The following is a 20,677-nucleotide window of genomic DNA, read 5'->3' as shown; positions in this document are numbered from 1 at the left end:
AGATGAAAAATGTCTGAAAACTATTCAAGACAAGAACGCAGAAAATCAAAAAATAAAAACCAATCTAGCAATAATAAATCAAAGAGTAAAAAAGGGACATGGAAAAAAGTACTCACAGCACTTGGAGTCATGTTATTAGTCATGATGGTTGTCGGTACCATCACTGTATTTTCTATTATGCGGGGTGCCCCTGACCTTGATCCTGAGCGACTTACCTTAGCCTTAAACCCGGAAATCATGGATATGGACGATGAGCTGATTACGACCCTTCACGCTGCTGAAAACCGACGAATGGCTAATATTGATGAGGTCCCTTCTGTATTAAAGGATGCAGTGTTATCTGTGGAAGACACTCGTTTCTATGATCATTTCGGCATCGACGTTCGGCGAATTGGTGGAGCGATCAGAGCAAATATTACGGGTGGATTTGGAAGTGAAGGAGCCAGTACGATTACTCAGCAAGTGGTCAAGAACCTTTTCTTCGAGTTTGATAAAACGATGACTAGAAAACTTCAAGAGCAATACTTGGCTGTAAAACTTGAACAACAGTACACGAAAGACCAAATTCTTGAAATGTATATGAATGCGATTTATTTTTCTGATTCAAGATATGGTGTCGTCGAAGCTGCTAACTATTATTTTAGTAAAGATTTAGATGAGCTTAATATTGAAGATGCCGCTTTGTTAGCCGGTATTCCTCAACGTCCAAATGCACACAATCCGTTTAACAATCCGGAAGCTGCAGAAAATCGACGAAATACGGTTATTAACCGTATGTTAAGTAATGAAAAGATTACTCAAGAAGAAGCAGACACGGCGATGAGCGTACCTGTTGAAGAACAGCTTCAGCGTAGCGAACGACAATCCAATGAATTTCAATCTTATATCGATCAAGTTCTTGATGAAGTAGAAGAAATTGATGGAGTTGAAGCTAGTGATATCTATACAGGTGGATTGAAAATTTACACAAACCTTGATCAAGATCTGCAAAGCCATGTAGAAAATGTCATGCAGAATGATGTGATTGACTTTCCTGATGAAATGTTTCAAGCAGGCATAACGTTAATGGAAACAAAAACAGGTGAAGTTCGAGCTATTGGTGGAATGCGCGAACCAGCTGAAGGCGTTAGGCAATGGAACTGGGCGACAAACCCACGAAGACAAGCTGGTTCTTCCATGAAACCGATTTTAGACTATGGACCAGCCATTGATGAGTTACAATGGTCTACGTACCATCAGATTGTGGATGAAGAGTATACCTATTCTGATGGAACAACACCAGTACGTAACTTCAATCGTGATAGTTACAGAGGTTCCATCTCCATGCGAGAAGCATTAAAAGATTCTCTTAATGTACCTGCCGTTAAAGCCCTTCACGAAGTTGGATTAGACGAAGCTCAGGCTTTTGGTCAGCGCTTAGGAATACCATTAGAAGAAATGCATGAATCCTATGCTTTAGGTGCCAATGAAGTCTCTTCCTATCAAATGACTGGAGCTTACGGTGCCTTTGGTAACCAAGGTGAATACAATGAACCTCATACCGTTCGAAAAGTAGAATTTCCAGACGGTAGAGTCATTGACCTTTCACCTGAACCTGAGCAAGCTATGAATGATTACACAGCGTTTATGATTTCTGACATGCTTAAAGATGTAGTTCAATCCGGAACAGGCCAAAGAGCTCAAATAGCCGGTCTAGACGTTGCAGGAAAAACCGGTTCCTCTAACTTTACTCAGGACGACCGAGATAATCATGACATCCCTGATTCAGCTATCCGTGACGGTTGGTTTGCAGGTTACACAACAGAATTAACTGCAGCTGTGTGGACGGGTTACCCATCTATTGGTGATGGTCAAATTATCATGAATAATAATGAACATCATATTTCTAGAGATATATTCAAGGAAGTCATGGAATACGCCCATCAAGGCCGTGATACATCCGATTTTGTACAACCTGATTCGGTGGTCCGCATTGGGATCGAGAAATCCACAGGCGAGCTTCCTAGTGACTTTACGCCTGATAGTGAGATTGTCCATGAATATTTCGTCCGTGGTACTGAGCCTACCGAAGTTTCTGAGGAATTTGAGATTCCAGATGCAAACTCCATCCAAGGCTTGCAGGCCAGTTATGATGAAGAAATGGATGCGATCCTAGTAGAATGGAATTACCCAGAAGAATCTCGAGATGATTTCAGCTTTAGACTGGAACTAAGCGATAGTCAAAGTAATGATTTTACCTTAATTGATATTACAAAAGACTTGTCTTATCAGATCGACTCACCTGAGTCTGGCGAAACTTATACTGTTAGAGTTACTGCGATCGCAGATGATGACGAAGATGTGCAAAGTGACCCCGCAACAGTAGAGGTTAGAATACCAGATGAAGAAGAGGACGAAGAGGAAGACATTGAAGAAGAAGAGAATGAAGAGAATGAAGAGAATGAAGAAAACGAAGAATTAAATGAAGAAGAAGAACTAAACGAAGAACCGAACGAGGAAAACGAGACAGAAAATAATAATCTAAATAATAACAATGACAATGAGTCAAACAATGAGGAAGAACCAATTAATAATGAACCAATTAATAATGAACCAAATAACAATGGAAGTAACAACAACGAGGCTGAAACTAACAATGATGAAGCTAACGATACCAGCAACGACAGTGGAAACGCGACCAACAATGAGAACAATAACACTGAAGAAGAGACTGATGTCGGTGCAAATGAAGCAGAAAATCAACAGAATGAAAACAATAATAACTAATTAAAAAAAGCTAGCTAGGGAATAACCTAGCTAGCTTTTCTTATTGAACCATTTTTTTTATGACAGTTTCGCCTAAATTACTTTTGATATAATGCCCATTTCTTTCTAGCTTCGTCATATAGCTGTGTTAACGTAATAAACGCATGGTGGTGATCAACTGTTGTTAACACAAACGCTAACCGATCTTCTACATTCATAGGCGAAAAAGGCAAATCCTTAAGAGAAGTCATGATAGATCTTAATGAGGTCACTGGTTGACCATCGATCCAATGCATCCCTTGTATAAAATAAGCGGTATATTGAATCATAACAGGTCGGGCAGCTAACCGATTTCTTTGCTGATAACAACGTGCTAAATACGGTTTCCCTTGGTTATTCCAGCGATCTACCAACTGATTTATCGCTCGCTTCGGTTCATGCCACGGTGCTTGTTCACTTTTATCTATTTGAATAACATTTAATAGATCATCATAAAAAGGAATAGAATTAGCGCTCTCATTAAAAAAATGTGCTTCGTCATTGATCGAAAAGTGAGCTCCCTCTTCGAAAAAGGGACGAAAAATAAAAGATGCTGGGACGGTTAAAATTGTTGTCATGTTACTTCAATACCTTGTTTTTTCAATCTTTTTTTCCCTTCTCGACATAATTCTAGCAACGGACATTCCATGCATTTTGGAGATTGAGACTTACAATGGTATCGCCCGAAGAAAATCAATCGATGATGAGTGACTGACCAGTCTTTTTTAGGGACTTTTCTCATAAGCGTCTTTTCAACTTCTAGAACCGAGTCTTTCCACCGGCAAATCCCTAACCTCTTACTAACTCGTTCAACATGAGTGTCTACGGCGATAGCCGGTTCGTTAAAGGCCACTGAAGCAACGACATTCGCTGTTTTACGCCCTACCCCAGCAAGCTTTATCAGTTCATCACGTTCTTTTGGAACCTCACTATTATACTGTTCGATCAGTGATTGGGAGAGTTTTTTTATATTTTTTGCTTTACTTCGAAATAATCCTATCGATTTAATATCCTGTTCTAACTCTTCTAGGGAGACTTGAACAAAATCTTCGGGAGTTTTATATTTTTCAAACAGACCTGGTGTGACTCTATTAACAAGTGCATCTGTCGCTTGTGCTGAAAGAACCACAGCAATGGTCAACTGAAAAGGATTAGAGTGAATTAACTCACATTCCGCCTCGGGGAACATCTCCCCTATCTTCTCAAGGGCTGCATTTATTTGACTATTCGTCAGCATCAGTTATCGTCTCCTTCTAACCAATTGTAACCAGGATGTCTCTTTTTTGGAACGGTTGATTCTTTACGCTGGTATCTTTGAGACGTCTGCTGATGACTCCTTACTTTTTCACCGTGAGCTTTTGCCTGTTCGATTGTTTTCACACCATTCTTTTTCCAATCGAATAAAATCCGGTCGATATAACGAAAGTTCATTCGAGATGACACAACAGCTTCCCTGAGTGCAGCTTCAATGATATGAGATTCATGCTGATCGTCATCTAGCCACATCGAGACCATCTCCATTTCCATTGGCGAAAGAGGTCTGGCAAATTCTTCTTCAAACCTTTGAAAAAGTTTCCCCTCTTCCATCTTTTGATGATCTTGACCTTTCTCTTGGCTTTGTTCATTTAAATACATATGCAATTTCTCAAAGAGAGGATCAATTGAAATAACCTCGGAGATTTTTTCGTTTGTACCCTTTACTTCTACAATTTCAATAAATCGATTCGTTAACAATTGCTTTAACTGCTGCGTACACTCTTGTTCTGTGTTTGTCATTCGGGCGATTAAATCACTCGGTGTAGGAAATTGGTTCCCTTCTTGATGGAACTGTCTGATATGAATTAAAATTAAAAATTGCATGTCTGATAGGCCCAAATCTTTGTAATGTTTAAACAGCAGTCCGGGCAAGGTTATCGGCTTCTCCATTAGTAATTGTAGGCTTAAATCTTTTTGCACTCTTTTCCACCTCCTCAATTCCTTGCTGAATCATTTTCCATTAATGAATAAAGAAAGGCCTCTAGGATAGAGGCCTTTACTTGAACACATTAAGGGTATAAGCGGTTAAGTAGGCGCGGGAATGGAATTGTTTCTCTTACATGTTCAGTTCCGCAAATCCATCCAACAGTTCGCTCTAAACCTAAACCGAAACCTGAATGAGGAACAGAACCGTATTTTCGCAGGTCCAAATACCATCGGTAAGCATCTTCCGAGAGGTTATGTTCTGCGTAACGCTGCTTCAATAGTTCCTCATCATCTATTCGTTGGCTCCCGCCAATAATCTCTCCATATCCTTCTGGTGCGATTAAATCTGCACATAAGACAACATCATCCCGTGTAGGATGAGGCTTCATATAAAAAGCCTTGATATCTTTAGGGTAATTAGTAATGAATACAGGCTTGTCATATTTTTCAGCAATCGCTGTTTCATGGGGCGCTCCAAAATCTTCTCCCCATTCAATTTCATGTCCTTCCTCTTTCAAGAATTCAATCGCATCATCATATGAAATTCTTGGGAAAGGCGCTTGAACTTGTTCTAATTTAGACGTATCTCTCTCAAGGGCCTTTAATTCTAACTTACAATTTGTTAACACAGATTGAACAACATAGCTCACATAGCTTTCCTGCACGACTAAACTCTCTTCGTGGTCCATGAAGGCCATCTCAGGTTCAATCATCCAGAATTCTATTAAATGACGTCTTGTTTTTGACTTCTCTGCTCGAAAAGTCGGGCCAAATGAGAATACTTTCCCTAAAGCCATCGCAGCTGCTTCCATGTAAAGCTGACCACTTTGAGAAAGGTATGCATCTTCTTCGAAGTATTTCGTATGGAATAAGTTAGTCGTTCCTTCTGCAGAGCTTCCTGTTAAGATTGGCGGATCTACTTTAACAAACCCATTATCATTAAAAAATTCATAGGTAGCTCGAATGATTTCATTACGAACTTTCATAATCGCGTGTTGACGCTTCGATCTGAGCCATAGGTGACGATGATCCATAAGGAATTCTGTCCCATGCTCTTTCGGTGTAATAGGGTATTCTGTTGCTTCATGAATAATTTCAAGTCCATTAACGCTTAGCTCATAGCCTGAAGGGGCTCTGTCATCTTTTCTGACGATGCCCGTCACGTAGATAGAGGACTCTTGTGTTAAGTTTTTAGCTTGTTGAAAGATTTCTTCGCCAACTTCAGCTTTAACAACAACGCCTTGAATAAAACCTGTTCCGTCTCGTAACTGAAGAAATGCAATTTTACCGCTTGACCGTTTATTAGCTAACCATGCACCGATGGTTACTTTTTGTTCCACATAATTTCCTACTTCTGTAATCGTCGTTTTCACGTTATTACCTCCAACAATCTGCTTCAATATAAAACACCCTTCTCATTATACCTTTCTCGCAAAAAAGAAGTCAATGAAAGGTGAAAACAGCCAAAACCGCCATAAACTCTCCTTCGATCACTAAATTACTAGTATTTCTCAACAAACTTTTGAATTCGCTCTAAAGCACCTTCAAACTGCTCAAGACTTGTCGCATAAGATAAACGAATATTATCAGGAGAACCGAAACCACTACCCGGCACGACAGCTACTTTTTCTTCTTCAAGTAAGGCTGTCACCCACTCATCCGTCGTTTCATATGGACTTTTTTCTACTGCTTCTTTGACGTTAGGAAACAAATAGAATGCTCCTTGTGGCTTGACACAAGAAAATCCTGGAATATCATTTAACTGAGTGTATACTTTGTTTAGTCGCTCTTCAAATGATTGCCTCATATTTTCGACTGATCCATCATCTTTTGTATACGCAGCAATGGCTCCGTATTGAGACATAACCGCAGGGTTGGATGTAGTATGACTTGCCACATTAGACATTTTTTTAATGATTTCTTTGTTGCCTGCGGTATAGCCGATTCTCCATCCAGTCATAGAATGAGACTTAGAGACACCATTAACGATTAACGTTTGTTCTTTTAACTCCGGAGATAGTTGAGCGATAGATACATGCTCTTTTCCGTCGTAAATAAGCTTTTCGTAAATTTCATCTGAAACAATTAAGATGTTATGTTTAAGACAAATTTCACCGATTTCTTTTAGTTCTTCTTTGTTATACATCACACCTGTTGGGTTACTTGGTGAGTTGATAATGAGGGCTTTCGTATTTTCAGTAATCGCTTCTTCCACTTGCTCTTTCGTCACTTTAAACTCGTATTCTTCTTTCCCTTCAACAATGACAGGTTTTCCGCCTGCTACTTTTACTTGCTCGGGATAACTAACCCAGTAAGGAGATGGAATAATAACTTCTTCCCCTTCCTCAAGAATCGTTTGAAATAACAAAGATAATGAGTGCTTCGCGCCACTCGTTACGATGATTTCATCATTCGCATAATCAATTCCTTGGTCCTGTTTAAATTTATCAGAGATTGCTTTTTTCAATTCGGGTAAACCTGCTGCTGGAGTATACTTCGTATGGCCATCAAGCATCGATTGATAGCTGGCTTCAATTATATAATTAGGAGTATTAAAGTCCGGCTCACCTGCTCCTAGACCAATGACATCATGCCCTTCAGCTTTTAACTGTTTCGCTTTGGCTGTGATAGCTAGTGTAGAAGATGGGGTAATAGATGTTACTCGAGATGAAAAATTCATGGTATATCTCTCCTTAATATTATTCAGCTTTGTTTACCTATAGATAATTATCGAAACAGAGCTGTTTTTTAAGATAAAAATTGATAGTGACGAATATAAGTACCGTCTTCAAAAGTCAAATAATAAAACGAATGCCGATCCAACTCATCAATATAATTTACTTCATATACTGGAGTCGAACCAATCATGCCAAGTTGAACGGATTTCAAACGTTCCATTGTTAATTCTTGCTGAGCAATGTCAATCACTTGTTGCTTTGATAATCCATCAGAATGTAGTCTAGTTTCTATATTTGGTTCGTCTTCATCGTCTCGTTCTTCTACCCATATGTAAACGTCGTTTCCATCTTCATCTACGGCATCAATGATTTGATAGGAACGGCGACCATGGTAATATTCTACTCCTCTAACTTCGGTGAAATCCAGCTGTTCTCCTGCTAATGAAACAGCTTGTTCTTGCCGATCGCGAATCGGCTCAGCAATGACTTGGTAAAGATAAATAGACAACCCTAACATCACTGTGAACCCAATCACAGAAATAGAGATGATCCACGCTTTCATTACTCATCCCTCACATTTCTTAAATGTTTACAATTCTTTTTGTTTCGCTCTTAAGTCGTTCCCTCACTTCGTTTTCCAGTAAAGTCTAGCCGTTTTAGTGACCTCTTCTCCTCAAAAGCTATGAAGATGGTTACTGTTTAAAAATGTTAAGGTTATGAAGATTATTTTATCACATTTTAAACTACTGGCTAGATTTAAACGAAATTTTCTAGTTTATTGTTTGCTTCATAAAGTATTTTTTCTTCATCGAGTTTTACTAAAGACTTATTCGAGTATAACGCTTTACCGCCCACAAACACATCCGTTACGTCACTTCCCTTTGCAGCGTAAACTAAATGGGAATGTACTCTATTATTTTCCCAAGGTGTAAGGTGAGGTGCAGCTGGATCTACTAATATAAAGTCCGCTTTAAACTTTGATCGAATTTTACCTAATTGAGAGATCCTTAATGCTTCAGCACCTTTAAAAGTAGCCATCTCCAACGTTTTTAGACTGTTAGTCACTGAAGGATTCTCTTGTTTGCCTTTATGAATCAAAGCAGCCATTCTCATTTCCTCAAATAAATCCAAGTTATTGTTACTAGCTGTCGAATCTGTACCAAGGCCAACGGTAATTCCTTTTGATACCATTTCAGGAATCGGAGCAATACCTGAGCCTAATTTCAAGTTACTTATTGGATTATGAGAAACGGCTACATCATTCTCTTTTAAAATGACCATTTCTTCTTCATTCACATGGACGCCATGAGCAATTAAACATGGGCTATGAAACAAGCCTAGTTCTTCTAAATGAACGATAGGACGCTTGCCATACTCCTTTACATGCTGTTCCACTTCGCCTCTAGTTTCTGAAACATGAGTGTGGATCATCATATTGTGTTTCTTCGCCTCTTCAGCCGCGCGCTTCATGAATGGAGGTGGACATGTGTAAGGGGCATGAGGTGACAAAGCTATAGAAATTTTCCCGTCACTTTCTCCATGAAAATCTTTATATAACTTCACTGACTCGGCTAACTTTTGCTCTTGTTCTTCTTCAGAACAGAGCCCGATCATGCCTCGACATAAGGTCGCTCTCATGCCGATGTCAATGACAAGTTCAGCCATATCCTCCATAAACAAATGGTACATATCTAAAAATGTTGTCGTACCTGATTTAATCATTTCTATCATAGCTAACTGGGCAGCGATCGTTACTGTTTCTTTATCGAACCTTGATTCGTTCGGCCACATGATTTGTTTTAGCCAATCCATTAATGGCATATCGTCTCCCGCTCCCCTGAGAAGGGTGCTCCCTAAATGACCATGTGTATTCACTAACCCAGGCATAAGCCATTTGCCTTGACCATCAATTACTTCATCTGCATCCGCTATTTCTTTAGAAGAGGGTGAACCTTTTCCAACTGTTTTAAACAAACCTTTTTCTACGATGACGTACCCATAAAAGATTTGATGGCTTTCCTCCATTGTCACCACCGTCACTGAGTGTATTAACAAATTCTTCACCTATATCCCCCTCCTTGATTACTTTTTTGTCCCTCGTTATTGGAACCATTTTTCAATTCGGTCTTCCATTTCACTCATAGGCTCTTCTATTAGAGGAATATCCGGCAATGATTTAGTAAAGGATTTTCCGTATCTTGTATTCACAATTCTCCGGTCTAAGACAACGACTATCCCTTTGTCTGAAGATCGTCGAATTAACCTCCCAAATCCTTGTTTAAAGCGTAGGATTGCTTGAGGAAGTGCAAGCTTCATGAACGGAGATTCTCCTTCTAGCTTTAAACGATCTGAACGGGCCTTGAACACTGGATCATTAGGAGGACTAAATGGCAGGCGAGCCATAACAATTGCACTTAAGTCACTTCCCGGAATATCTACCCCTTCCCAAAAGCTACTTGTTCCAAGTAAAATAGATTGATCGAATTGTTGGAAATTCTTCGTTAGTTTCGAGCGACTTTTCGTTTGAACACCTTGAGCGATGAGCATGAATGATTCGTCTAATAATTTTTTCAGAAGTTGATACGTTCGCCGTAACATATCATAAGAAGTGAATAGCACGAGCATCTTACCTTGAGTAACGTGAGCAATACGATAGATCTGCATCGCAGCCGCTTCAATATAGGCTTCTTCCCCTGCTTCTTGGATTAATGGCATGTCTTCAGGCACCATAAATGAAACTTGTGTCTCCCAGGAAAAAGGTGAGTCTACTTGTTTCGTCTCAACAGGAAAATCCTCAAGCCCCAACCGTTGGATCATGTAATTAAATTTATTGTTTACAGTAATGGTAGCTGACGTTAAGATAACCCGATTTTTCTTCATGAAAAACTGGTCTGCTAATTTTTCAGAGATCTCTATTGGACATCGTTGTATAGATATCGATTGTTTAGGACCTTTTGTTTCTAGTTCCAGCCAATAAACAGAGTCCTCGTCCTGATCTAAAATTAAATCATAGAAAAATTCATATTGCTGTTCCATTTGAGACAATGTCGAATCGAGCCAATCCAATTCTCGACGTTCATCAGAGGATTTCTCTTCGATCATAATTTCAGTCTCCCTCGCAATATGTCCCAAACGCTTTAAGATTCCTTTTAATAATTGATCTGAACGTTTGGCCGCCTCAGTCACTTTCGACCACGAAGGGTCTTTAAATTGAATGACTTTAGATAAACGTCCTGTTTCATTCGTTCCTGATAAACCTCTGGTAACGTACTGATTTAACAATAAAAATAAATCATTCCATTCCTGTTTAACTATTTTAGCTTGTTCTTCTAAATCTGCACATTCTGTTTTTAATGACTGTTCCATCTTTCCCCAAATTTGATTCGGGACCCATCCTTCTTTATCTCGGCTAGTTAAATCATTCAATAATTGGGTCATTGTTAAATAGTCTAATTTATCACCGAATTGACGAGTCGCAGTATCTTCAAGATGATGGGCCTCATCTACAATGAGTGTAGAATAACTTGGGATCAATTGATGGTCTGTTACTAAATCAGTGCATAACAGAGCGTGATTAGTCACAATGATATTTGCTTGTTTCGATTTTTTTCTCGCCCGTTGGTAAAAACATCGAGAGAACCAAGGGCAACTAGGACTCGAACAGGATGCTGGATCACTTGCTATCTCATGCCAAAACCGCGTATTTCCCGCAGCTAAGCTCAATTCCTCTACATCTCCAGTGATCGTTTCGGTCAACCAGACGAGAATCTGTGCTTTCGATAATGAACGATCGTATGAATCCACTGAATCACTGTTCAACACGTTCTCAAACTTTTGTAGACATAAATAGTGGTTCCTTCCTTTTAACAGAGCGGTTTGTAAAGGAAAAGGGAGAATTTTTTGTAAAACGGGAAGTTCTTTGTTAACAATTTGTTCTTGCAATTGAATCGTTTCCGTACTGATTACTACTGGTTCTTGATGTTTAATGGCATAAAGAGCTGCTGGTATTAAATAGGCTAACGTCTTACCTGTCCCAGTTCCTGCCTCTACAAGCCCAATCTTGTTATCAGAAAAGATCCCGTCAATAAATTCAATCATCTCTATTTGTCCGCTTCGTCGTTCATATTCAGGAATGAGCTGTCTCATATGCTGCTCATCATTTAACGTGGCGTTCAAAAAATCGTTTACAGTTGGGATATCTTCCATTTCAATTTGGGACGAGTGTAATGGGGTGTCTTTTTTCAAAGCGATGCCATTAAAAGCATCAATATGGTCTTCTTCAGGAGCTGCTTTCTTATTATTCACCCACACCATTAAAATTGAACCGAGATCGCTCTTTAATTTCGTTGATAGCTTCTCTAATTGTTGTAGTGTAAGCAATGGTAGTGCTGATAACGTTCTGAAAATCTCCATTAGAAGTAGAGCCGTAGCTTCTGCATCACTGTCTGCCCGGTGAGGCTCTAAATGATCCATATCAAATTTCTCCGCAAGTTGCCCTAATTTAAAACTATCTTGAGTGGGGAACGCAATACGCGAGAGTTCTACAGTGTCAATAATCGGACCAGTGAAACCCGGGTAACCTGCATCATCCAATTCAGCATTGACAAAACCTAAGTCGAAATCTGCATTATGAGCCACAAAATAAGCCCCATCTAAATCTTTTAATAGTTGAGGAGCGATTTCTGAGAACACCGGTGCGTCTTTCACATCTCCTTCTTCAATATTCGTTAACGATTGAATAAACGCGGGGATGGAACGGTCGGGATTTATGTATGTAGAATAGCGATGGACAATCTGATCGTGCTCCACCACTGAATATGCTAATTGTATTATACGATCTCCTCGGGAAAAAGCTACACCTGTAGTTTCAACGTCGAGGACGACAAAGCGATTCATCACATTACCTACTTTCTACTGAAGTCATTTATCATTGTAGCATGAGTTGAGTATACAATCATCTCAAGAAGGTAAAGGAGACTTAAATAAGAAAGCTGTAATAAATATTGTGGTTGATTTCAAAGAACGAAACAAAATGATTTCATTGTCCTTATATTACCTGCCCTTTTCAATGAAAAAGACCTTTTATCTGGTCGTATAGAACAGAAAAGGTCTTTTTTACTTTTACACTGATAGGAAGCTAATTAAGTTTTTTTCACATGATAGGTCCCAAAAAGATTGAATGAAATAGATCTCAGAATCCCCTCGGTTTACTCAAAAATTACACCTCTTATTATATAGTCAACAATTTTCTTATCTGTACGTGGCTGCTGGTTCTGTTCCCATCATCTCAATAACCTCGTTCTCATCGTTTAATATAGCCACTTTCGGTTGATGTGAATTACAATCCACTTCCTGAAGCCACTTATAAGATATAATAATAACTTTGTCTCCTGGTTGCACCAATCTCGCTGCTGCACCATTTAAACAAACCGTTTTAGACCCTCTTTTGCCTTTGATGATGTAGGTCTCCAACCTTGCCCCATTATTATTATTAACAATTTGCACTTTTTCATTTTCAAGCATTCCTACCGCATCTAGTAAATCTTCATCTATCGTTATACTGCCTACATAGTTTAAGTCTGCTTCTGTCACCGTCGCTCGATGAAGCTTTCCACTCATCATTTCACGAAACATGATTGAATTCTCCCTTCCCTATTTCCCACGTGATATTATCTATTATTCTTGCCCTATCATAAAATACAGCTACAGCTAAAATGATTTTACCTTGTAAATCAGTCAATTCCATTAAGTCTGGAAAACGAAGAACTTGGACATAATCAAGTTTGCCAGTGATTCTCTGAGCTAATTCTTTCCTCGTCCATGCTTCAAGCGCTTTTGAAGTGGAAATTCGTCCTTCAACAACTTCCACCTTGGCTTGATTTAACGTCTTAGAGAGGTGATGAGCTTCTTTCCGCTCAGATTCTGATAAATTCACATTTCGTGAACTCTTCGCTAATCCATCCTCTTCTCTAACAATGTCCACTGGCACAACGTCAACATCTAAATGAAAGTCACGAACCATATTTTGTATCACTGCTACTTGTTGAGCATCTTTCATGCCAAAGAAAGCTTTGTCAGGATCTGTTATCTGAAATAGTTTCATAACCACAGTAGCAACACCATCAAAATGCCCTGGTCTGCTGGCACCACAAAGGACGTCTACTCCATGATGTACCTTCATTGAGACACTCATTGGTCCTGGATACATTTCTTTTGCGTCAGGGTAAAATAACACGTCCACACCGTGGTCTTTTGCTAAATCTTCATCACGGTGTTTATTACGTGGATACTCTTCAAAATCTTCTCCTTCACCAAATTGCAGAGGATTGACAAATACACTCATTATCACCACATCTGACTCACTTTTGGCTTTTTTCACAAGAGATAAGTGACCCTCGTGTAGAAAACCCATCGTAGGAACAAATCCGACGGTTTGCCCTTCTTTTTTTCTCGATAGGACCCACTGTTTCATTTCTTTAATCGTATTTATTTCAATCATTGCTGCCTTTTCCTCCATAGATTTCACTAGTTAACCGATCCACTGGTTGAAAAACGTGTTTCTCTTCTGGAAATTTATTTGATTTCACTTCGTTTGTGAATTGTTGAATGGACGCTTCGATCGTTTCACCGATGGTAGAATATTGTTTTACAAATTTAGGTGTGTGTCCTGAATAATAACCAATGACATCATGGTAAACAAGTACTTGACCATCCGTATCTCTTCCTGCTCCAATACCGATTACCGGGATACTCAAACGATTAGACACTTCTCTTGCTAAACTTTCTGGGACACATTCCAAAACTAGCATTGATGCACCTACTTGCTCAACCGTTTCCGCATCGTTCAGAAGTTTCTCGGCATCGGCTGCTTCTTTTCCCTGTACCCCGTATCCGCCCATCACTCCAACCGTTTGAGGAGTTAAACCAAGATGACAAACGACAGGTACTCCGCCATGAACCAGTTTTTTAGCTTTTTCAAGAACAGATCCATTTCCTTCCATTTTAATCGCGTGAGCTCCCCCATCTTGGATTAATCGTCGAGCATTCGTAAATGTTTCTTGATCAGAGGCATGATAGCTGAGAAAAGGCATATCAGCGATTATAAAGGTGTCTCTTGCTCCTCTTTTTACTGCTTTCGTATGATGAATCATATCTTCCATTGTAACTGGCACAGTCGATTCATAGCCTAAAACGACCATTCCTAAAGAATCTCCAACGAGAATTGTGTCGACCGAAGCTTTTTCAGCTAGCTTGGCACTGGGAGCGTCGTAAGCAGTCAACATCACAATCGGTTCTTGGCTATTTTTCATTTTCTTAAAGTCGGCAGTAGTCTTCATTTTATAACTCCTCTCGTTCTCGGGATAAGAGGTTTTTCTGAACAAAAAACCCTCTTCCGCCGGGAAGAAGGTTTGAAATCGTCAGTAAAAGACGAACAGCATACGCAAATAACACCAGTCTTATTTCAGATTACAAGCAGGTGTGTGAAAATAGATGCGTGTCCTATTTTGGTTCAACCTTCTGTCCCCGTCCATAAATGGATCAAGGCAGATCTATGTTTCTAGTCATATCACTCGGTACAGTTCAATATGATACTGTCCAATTACATTATATCAAATTTCGTAAAAAGATGTTAATCTAACTTATTTCTATATCAGCCGAATAAATTTCATGTACATGGCCTGTCTCATCTTGAAGTAACAGGACCCCATTTTCATTTATTCCTAAAGCTATACCAACAAGTGAATCCTTAGCGCGTCTTGCAATAACTTTCTTACCAATCGACAAAGAATGCGCTTCCCAAAGTGGCTTTATAAGTGAAAAACCGTTTGTTAAATAGGCTTCATAAAGCCAGCTGAATTCATCTAAAATATCCGTAATCAATTCTGCCCGATCGAAGTTCTTTCCTGATTCTTTCTTTAAAGAAGTTGCAATATCCGTTATTTCTTGCGGGAAATGTTCATGGTTTACATTAACCCCTATGCCAATAATAACGGACTTGATTCGGTCTGGATCTGCTTGGAGTTCTGTTAAAATTCCACAAATTTTTTTCCCGTTTACGAGCAAATCATTCGGCCACTTGATATCAATCTGTTGACCAGATTTATTTTGCAACGCTCTTGCTAATGCCACTGCCGCAACTAATGTCAATTGAGGCGCTTGTCTAAAATCCACTAAAGGCTTTAAGATAAGGCTCATCCAAATGCCCGTTTCATGTTGAGAGTCCCACGTTCGACCGAGTCTTCCTTTTCCGGCAGTTTGCTCGTCTGCAACGACAATGGTTCCTTCTCTTGCCCCTTCGTTCACCAATTGATGAGCGATGACTTGCGTCGACGTGACCAAGGAATGATAAACGACATGATGGAACAAATTATTTTCTTTTATTCTTGACACCAAATCATGTTCGCTGAGCTGACTACCACTCTTTTTCAATTGATACCCTTTATTTTGAACGGCCACAATGTCATATCCTTCTTTTCTAAGGGAATCAATATGCTTCCAAACCGCTGTTCGACTGCAATCCAATTCATTGCTTATTTTCTCACCTGATAAAAAAGTGTCTTTGTTTTCTCTTAGTAACGTTAATACTTTAGTCTTCATTCCTTTCCTTCCTCCTAATCCAATCCAAGATCGCTTGTTGCTCGTTATGTAATTGACCACTTACTACATTTCTTTCAATGTCTTTTATTAACTGTCCAACTTCATGACCGGCGTAGGAAGGAAAATGATCCAGAATATCTCTTCCTGTGATAAGTATTTCCTTTTTCTCTTTGATTGGCAAATGATCATAGGCATTTAACAAGGTTGTCTCATCAGTTTGTTTTTGTTGGAGGTGATTAAGCAAATGGAGAGCAATCGTTAATCTCGTTTTTCCAAGTTTGTATAAATCGTAAGACGTACAATAGCCCTGCTTTAATTGACTTATACTTTGATGAATCGCTATCACATCTTTTGATAATCGATTTGACCTTTTGTAATGACTTAGCCCATTTTTAACAAGTGAAACATCCTCATCGTAGAGGGCGAAACTCCACCATGTAAGATAATCTTGGATAACAACAGGCCGTTCCTGTGCTTTAAGTGAACGTTTTAGTTCATGATTTTGAAAAAGGCTATTTAATTGTTGAAACACTGGTTGATCCAACAACCATGTCCACTGTTCACCATCTAGAGAACATGTACTTATTTTCTCTAACTCTGCAGAAATTCTCTCAATAGCCGGAGAATTCATGAGGTGTGAGAAAGAATTCATCCCTTCTTGTGTTCTTTCTTCAATATGAAAATGAAATTGCAAGGCAAATCTTAGTGCTCTTAAAAGTCGAAGAGGATCTTTCTCAAAAGGTTGGCTCGTATTCGTTACTGATCGAATGAGCCGTTTATGTAAATCTTTTTTCCCTCCTAAGGGATCAATGATGTCACCTAATCTATTTTCAGCCATAGCATTGATTGTAAAGTCTCTTTGTAGCAAATCTTCCTCTAAGGTATTTCCTTTAAACGTACTTACTTGAACTGGAAACCCTCTAATTGGAACAATAACCGTTCCATGTTGAATGCCCACTTCGATCGTTCTAAGAAACACCGACTGTATCTCTTCTACTGTTGCCTTTGTACAAATATCAACATCCATGACCACCTTACCAATCAACTTATCTCGCACCGCTCCGCCAACGATGTAAGAGTCGAAGCCCGACTCCTCTAATTGATTGAGCACTTTTTGCCCTGCTTCTGTCCAATTCATAAGCCACTCCTATTTTTCAAGGGCCGTCTCATAGATTGTTTCATACTGAGAGACGATCCGTTCTTGATGAAACGTCTTTATCGCCCTGTTTATTGCTGATTCTGACATTTCTTTCTGCAACGAGGGGTTTTGCAAGAGCTTAATAGCGTAGTCTGATATTTCGTCAATATCTCCTAGTGAACATATATAGCCATTTTTACCGTGTTGAATAACCTCAGGAATTCCTCCAATATTTGTTCCAATAACCGGTACACCGCATGCCATCGCTTCTAAGATGACTAAACCAAAACTTTCTTTTTCAGATAAGAGTAACTTTACATCGCTCATGGATAACAGCTCTGCCACTCTTTTTTGGTTCCCAAGAAAACGGACACTGTCTGTTAATCCTTTTTCTTTTACAAGATTACAAATAACAGGTAATTCAGGACCTTCACCTATCAAAAGCAATACGGCGTCCATACGTTCTTGTATTTTCTCGAACGTTTTCACCACATCTTCTACTCTCTTCACCTTACGGAAGTTTGAAATGTGGGCGACAACTTTTGTATCCTCACTAATGCCATATTGTTTTTTTAACAACTCAGTTTCTCTAGGATAGTAAATTCGATGGTCTATAAAGTTATAAACGGTTTCAATCGGCCTTTCTATCTTCAATAATTCTTTCGTTTGTCGAATAAGATCATTGGACACGGCTGTCACTACATCTGATTTTTCTATTCCAAACCGGATCATATCAGAAAGCGAAGGATCATAGCCTAAGACCGTAATGTCTGTCCCGTGAAGAGTTGTAACGATCTTCACATCCCGATCAACCATTTCCTTCGCTAAATAAGCACTAATAGAATGGGGAATAGCATAGTGAACATGTAAAATATCTAAGCCTTCTCGTTTAATAACTTCAGCCATCTTGCTTGCTAATGCTAAATCATATGGAGGATAGCGAAAGACCGAATATTGATTGACTTCGACCTCATGAAAATAGATATTTGCTGTTCCATCATTTAATCGGAAAGGAAGACTGGACGTAATAAAATGAACTTCATGTCCTTTTTCAGCTAATGCTTTCCCTAACTCCGTAGCTACAACACCAGATCCTCCTACAGTTGGGTAACAAGTAATACCAATTTTAAATGTCATTGTTTGTCTCCTAATAGATCATAAATAAGGATCGGTTTATCCGAAAAGAAGCCTTCTGCATAGTTCACTCCAACTTCATTACCTAATAACTGATCTCTCGCTTTTAATTTTTCTAAGAACCCTGAATTCAAGGGAGTTTTTACCTTTCCAACCTGAGGTGAGAATTGACTTTTAAAACACGCTAACGCAGAATATTTCACATCAATAGAGTCGGAGATATCCACAAGAAAATCAGGTGTGGTTAATCCATTAATTTGATAAAAGTAAAGGGCATGAGGACGATACGCTAATTCCGTTTCATCTTCTAGATACTTTTTAATACCAGAAGAAAAGAAAGCCTCCCTAACAATTTCTCCACAATGACCATGATCTGGATGCCGGTCTTGAAAGTAGGGAGCAAATAATAATTTAGGACGATATTGTCTAATGACAGTCACAAGGGCGGCTATGGCTTCTTCACGAACAGAGAGCAGTTGTCGATCAGGAAATTGAAATTGAACTGGGTTTGATATCCCTAACACCTTACACGCATTCTCAGCTTCAATTTGCCTTGTTTCGATCGTCCCGTTAGACGAAAGCCCCGCTTCCGTTAAGTGAACAATGACGACATTCTTTCCAGCTTGGCGATATTTAGCAATTGTCCCTCCCATACCAATCTCTACGTCGTCAGGATGAGCACCGATCGCTAACAAATCCACTTTATGACTCATTTTGATTTCCCTCTTGACGTTTGATTATTTCGCGCCATTGAAATTCTCCTCGTTTCAATCCAGATAGTAATATTTCTGCTGTAGCCATGTTCGTTGCCAGTGGGATGCTGTAAACATCACAGAGACGAATGAGCGCAGTTATGTCTGGTTCATGAGGTTGAGCTGTTAAAGGATCTTTGAAGAAGAGAACCAAATCCATACTGTTTTCTGCAACTAACGCCCCGATTTGCTGATCCCCTCCTAGAGGACCTGATTTAAATAGGTGGATATCCAATGACGTTTCTTTCATAATCCGCTGCCCAGTGGTCCCCGTTGAAAATAATTGATGATCTTTTAATACGTTCTCATAAGCCATGGTGAAACGTACTAAATCATCTTTCTTTTTATCGTGCGCAATAAACGCAATATTCATTTTATATCCCCTTTCTCCTACTATTCAATGACCTGATCTAACCCATACACCAATACATTTAACTTCATCACAGTTTCACAAGCAAGTTTTACTCCCGGCATAAACGACGTTCGGTTAAAAGAGTCATGGCGAAGCTTCAAAGACTGACCTTCTCCACCAAATAATACTTCTTGATGAGCGACCAAGCCAGGAAGACGGACACTATGTATTCTCATCCCCTGATAGTCTGCTCCTCTAGCTCCTTTCAACTGTTCACTTTCTTCTGGATGCCCTTGTGTTTTAGGTTCTCTTACTTCCGAGATCATTTGAGCAGTCTTAACTGCTGTTCCAGATGGAGCATCTAATTTACGATCATGATGCTGTTCAATAATTTCTACATCTTTCATATATTTTGCAGCCATCTGCGAGAATTTCATCAGTAAGATAGCCCCTATTGCAAAGTTAGGTGCGATAATGGCTCCTAATTTTTTTTCTTCAGCTATTTTCGATAATTCTTCAATATCCTGATCAGTGAACCCGGTCGTACCAACAACAGGTCGTACACCATGGTTAAACGCAATTAACATATGTTTTTTGCCTACTTCTGGACTGGTTAAATCGATCAGAACATCGCACGTTACTTCTTGGAAACAAATTTCCATATTTTCGTAAACGGGAACATTAAGAGGCTCCATTCCGTCAACATCTTTCATTAAAAAACCTTGATATTTACGGTCAACCACTGCTTTTAGTTGAAAATTTTCTTCTTTTTCTACCATTCTCACTGCTTCTTTTCCCATGTTTCCTCTAGGTCCTGCAATTACGATATTTATCATGTTTACTCCTCCGTTTTATCAATTCTAGTCCATCGGTCTTTATCACGCGTTTGAAATTTGTTCATCACTAAATTAAATGATTCTTCCATGTCTATATTTAATGAATTAGCTAGACAAATCATTACAAACAGGATGTCTCCTACTTCCTGTTCTAGCGTTTTTTCTTCTTCTGAATCTTTTTTTGGCTTCTCTCCGTAATAATGGTTAATTTCACGAGCCAGCTCACCAGTTTCTTCTGTAAGTCTAGCTAACATCGCTAAAGGAGAAAAGTACCCTTCTTTAAACTGAGATATGTATGAATCTACTTCCGCCTGCATTTGTTGCATGGTCTTATCATCCATCTATCCTTTCATCCCCTTCATTTACAGGATTGTACTACAAGCCTATCGTAGCGAATACGACTGATTTTGACAAATCATATATTCCCATTGAACCAACTACCT

19 protein-coding genes are annotated in these 20,677 nt (G+C 39.2%); 1 reads left to right on the top strand and 18 read right to left on the bottom strand.

Features of this window, described 5'->3' with window-relative positions; genetic code table 11:
* Positions 1-9 precede the first annotated feature (9 nt).
* Positions 10-2,766 carry a transglycosylase domain-containing protein gene (locus tag CR194_RS03185; protein WP_110608183.1) on the top strand — a complete coding sequence of 919 codons (2,757 nt, stop codon included), beginning with the start codon at positions 10-12 and terminating at the stop codon, positions 2,764-2,766.
* A 77-nt stretch (positions 2,767-2,843) separates the two neighbouring features.
* Here the strand turns inward: CR194_RS03185 and CR194_RS03180 are convergent, their stop codons facing one another.
* The 18 genes from CR194_RS03180 to CR194_RS03095 form a co-directional block, all read right to left on the bottom strand.
* Entirely contained in the window at positions 2,844-3,362 is a 519-nt protein-coding gene (locus tag CR194_RS03180; RefSeq protein WP_110608182.1) for a YpoC family protein, read from the bottom strand.
* Positions 3,359-4,021 carry an endonuclease III gene (nth, locus tag CR194_RS03175; protein ID WP_110608181.1) on the bottom strand — a complete coding sequence of 221 codons (663 nt, stop codon included), beginning with the start codon at positions 4,019-4,021 and terminating at the stop codon, positions 3,359-3,361. The genes CR194_RS03180 and nth overlap by 4 nt, the downstream gene beginning before the upstream one ends.
* The gene (locus CR194_RS03170) at positions 4,021-4,740 is read right to left on the bottom strand and encodes a DnaD domain-containing protein (RefSeq protein WP_233254208.1); all 720 of its coding nucleotides are present in this window, start codon (positions 4,738-4,740) and stop codon (positions 4,021-4,023) included. The genes nth and CR194_RS03170 overlap by 1 nt, the downstream gene beginning before the upstream one ends.
* 89 nt (positions 4,741-4,829) lie before the next feature.
* Positions 4,830-6,119, bottom strand: coding sequence for an asparagine--tRNA ligase (asnS, locus tag CR194_RS03165; RefSeq protein WP_110608180.1), 1,290 nt, complete (start codon positions 6,117-6,119; stop codon positions 4,830-4,832).
* Positions 6,120-6,247: 128 nt separating this feature from the next.
* A complete protein-coding gene (locus CR194_RS03160) occupies positions 6,248-7,426 on the bottom strand; it encodes a pyridoxal phosphate-dependent aminotransferase (RefSeq protein WP_110608179.1) in 1,179 nt (392 codons plus the stop codon).
* Positions 7,427-7,494: 68 nt separating this feature from the next.
* Complete coding sequence (locus tag CR194_RS03155; protein WP_110608178.1) at positions 7,495-7,986, bottom strand: cell wall elongation regulator TseB-like domain-containing protein; 492 nt, start codon at positions 7,984-7,986, stop codon at positions 7,495-7,497.
* A 194-nt stretch (positions 7,987-8,180) separates the two neighbouring features.
* Positions 8,181-9,488 carry an amidohydrolase gene (locus tag CR194_RS03150; RefSeq protein ID WP_233254207.1) on the bottom strand — a complete coding sequence of 436 codons (1,308 nt, stop codon included), beginning with the start codon at positions 9,486-9,488 and terminating at the stop codon, positions 8,181-8,183.
* A gap of 36 nt (positions 9,489-9,524) precedes the next feature.
* Positions 9,525-12,320, bottom strand: coding sequence for an ATP-dependent DNA helicase DinG (dinG, locus tag CR194_RS03145; protein WP_110608177.1), 2,796 nt, complete (start codon positions 12,318-12,320; stop codon positions 9,525-9,527).
* A 354-nt stretch (positions 12,321-12,674) separates the two neighbouring features.
* Complete coding sequence (panD, locus tag CR194_RS03140) at positions 12,675-13,058, bottom strand: aspartate 1-decarboxylase (RefSeq protein ID WP_110608176.1); 384 nt, start codon at positions 13,056-13,058, stop codon at positions 12,675-12,677.
* Positions 13,048-13,923 carry a pantoate--beta-alanine ligase gene (panC, locus tag CR194_RS03135; protein WP_110608175.1) on the bottom strand — a complete coding sequence of 292 codons (876 nt, stop codon included), beginning with the start codon at positions 13,921-13,923 and terminating at the stop codon, positions 13,048-13,050. Before panC ends, panD begins: the two co-directional genes overlap by 11 nt.
* Entirely contained in the window at positions 13,916-14,761 is an 846-nt protein-coding gene (panB, locus tag CR194_RS03130) for a 3-methyl-2-oxobutanoate hydroxymethyltransferase (RefSeq protein WP_110608174.1), read from the bottom strand. The genes panC and panB overlap by 8 nt, the downstream gene beginning before the upstream one ends.
* A gap of 298 nt (positions 14,762-15,059) precedes the next feature.
* Complete coding sequence (locus CR194_RS03125) at positions 15,060-16,022, bottom strand: biotin--[acetyl-CoA-carboxylase] ligase (protein WP_110608173.1); 963 nt, start codon at positions 16,020-16,022, stop codon at positions 15,060-15,062.
* Entirely contained in the window at positions 16,012-17,160 is a 1,149-nt protein-coding gene (locus tag CR194_RS03120) for a CCA tRNA nucleotidyltransferase (RefSeq protein ID WP_110608172.1), read from the bottom strand. Before CR194_RS03120 ends, CR194_RS03125 begins: the two co-directional genes overlap by 11 nt.
* Before the next feature lie 9 nt (positions 17,161-17,169).
* Positions 17,170-18,297 carry an N-acetyl-alpha-D-glucosaminyl L-malate synthase BshA gene (gene bshA, locus CR194_RS03115; protein ID WP_110608171.1) on the bottom strand — a complete coding sequence of 376 codons (1,128 nt, stop codon included), beginning with the start codon at positions 18,295-18,297 and terminating at the stop codon, positions 17,170-17,172.
* The gene (gene bshB1, locus CR194_RS03110; RefSeq protein ID WP_110608170.1) at positions 18,294-19,007 is read right to left on the bottom strand and encodes a bacillithiol biosynthesis deacetylase BshB1; all 714 of its coding nucleotides are present in this window, start codon (positions 19,005-19,007) and stop codon (positions 18,294-18,296) included. The genes bshA and bshB1 overlap by 4 nt, the downstream gene beginning before the upstream one ends.
* Positions 18,997-19,419 carry a methylglyoxal synthase gene (locus CR194_RS03105; RefSeq protein ID WP_110608169.1) on the bottom strand — a complete coding sequence of 141 codons (423 nt, stop codon included), beginning with the start codon at positions 19,417-19,419 and terminating at the stop codon, positions 18,997-18,999. The genes bshB1 and CR194_RS03105 overlap by 11 nt, the downstream gene beginning before the upstream one ends.
* Positions 19,420-19,439: 20 nt before the next feature.
* A complete protein-coding gene (gene dapB / locus CR194_RS03100) occupies positions 19,440-20,234 on the bottom strand; it encodes a 4-hydroxy-tetrahydrodipicolinate reductase (protein ID WP_110608168.1) in 795 nt (264 codons plus the stop codon).
* A 2-nt stretch (positions 20,235-20,236) separates the two neighbouring features.
* A complete protein-coding gene (locus CR194_RS03095) occupies positions 20,237-20,575 on the bottom strand; it encodes a nucleotide pyrophosphohydrolase (RefSeq protein WP_110608167.1) in 339 nt (112 codons plus the stop codon).
* Between the last annotated feature and the right edge of the window lie 102 nt (positions 20,576-20,677).

The sequence above is a fragment of the Salipaludibacillus keqinensis genome, from assembly GCF_003226325.1.
GTDB lineage: Bacteria > Bacillota > Bacilli > Bacillales > Salisediminibacteriaceae > Salipaludibacillus > Salipaludibacillus keqinensis.
This window is presented reverse-complemented; position numbering and strand designations above follow the sequence as displayed.

Bases quoted from the DNA above. Each gene is read 5' to 3' on its own strand.
- CR194_RS03185 (WP_110608183.1), top strand. From the start codon at position 10: ATGTCTGAAAACTATTCAAGACAAGAACGCAGAAAATCAAAAAATAAA.
- CR194_RS03180 (WP_110608182.1), bottom strand. From the start codon at position 3,362: ATGACAACAATTTTAACCGTCCCAGCATCTTTTATTTTTCGTCCCTTT.
- nth (WP_110608181.1), bottom strand. From the start codon at position 4,021: ATGCTGACGAATAGTCAAATAAATGCAGCCCTTGAGAAGATAGGGGAG.
- CR194_RS03160 (WP_110608179.1), bottom strand. From the start codon at position 7,426: ATGAATTTTTCATCTCGAGTAACATCTATTACCCCATCTTCTACACTA.
- CR194_RS03155 (WP_110608178.1), bottom strand. From the start codon at position 7,986: ATGAAAGCGTGGATCATCTCTATTTCTGTGATTGGGTTCACAGTGATG.
- dinG (WP_110608177.1), bottom strand. From the start codon at position 12,320: ATGAATCGCTTTGTCGTCCTCGACGTTGAAACTACAGGTGTAGCTTTT.
- panD (WP_110608176.1), bottom strand. From the start codon at position 13,058: ATGTTTCGTGAAATGATGAGTGGAAAGCTTCATCGAGCGACGGTGACA.
- panC (WP_110608175.1), bottom strand. From the start codon at position 13,923: ATGATTGAAATAAATACGATTAAAGAAATGAAACAGTGGGTCCTATCG.
- panB (WP_110608174.1), bottom strand. From the start codon at position 14,761: ATGAAGACTACTGCCGACTTTAAGAAAATGAAAAATAGCCAAGAACCG.
- CR194_RS03125 (WP_110608173.1), bottom strand. From the start codon at position 16,022: ATGAAGACTAAAGTATTAACGTTACTAAGAGAAAACAAAGACACTTTT.
- CR194_RS03120 (WP_110608172.1), bottom strand. From the start codon at position 17,160: ATGAATTGGACAGAAGCAGGGCAAAAAGTGCTCAATCAATTAGAGGAG.
- bshA (WP_110608171.1), bottom strand. From the start codon at position 18,297: ATGACATTTAAAATTGGTATTACTTGTTACCCAACTGTAGGAGGATCT.
- bshB1 (WP_110608170.1), bottom strand. From the start codon at position 19,007: ATGAGTCATAAAGTGGATTTGTTAGCGATCGGTGCTCATCCTGACGAC.
- CR194_RS03105 (WP_110608169.1), bottom strand. From the start codon at position 19,419: ATGAATATTGCGTTTATTGCGCACGATAAAAAGAAAGATGATTTAGTA.
- dapB (WP_110608168.1), bottom strand. From the start codon at position 20,234: ATGATAAATATCGTAATTGCAGGACCTAGAGGAAACATGGGAAAAGAA.
- CR194_RS03095 (WP_110608167.1), bottom strand. From the start codon at position 20,575: ATGGATGATAAGACCATGCAACAAATGCAGGCGGAAGTAGATTCATAC.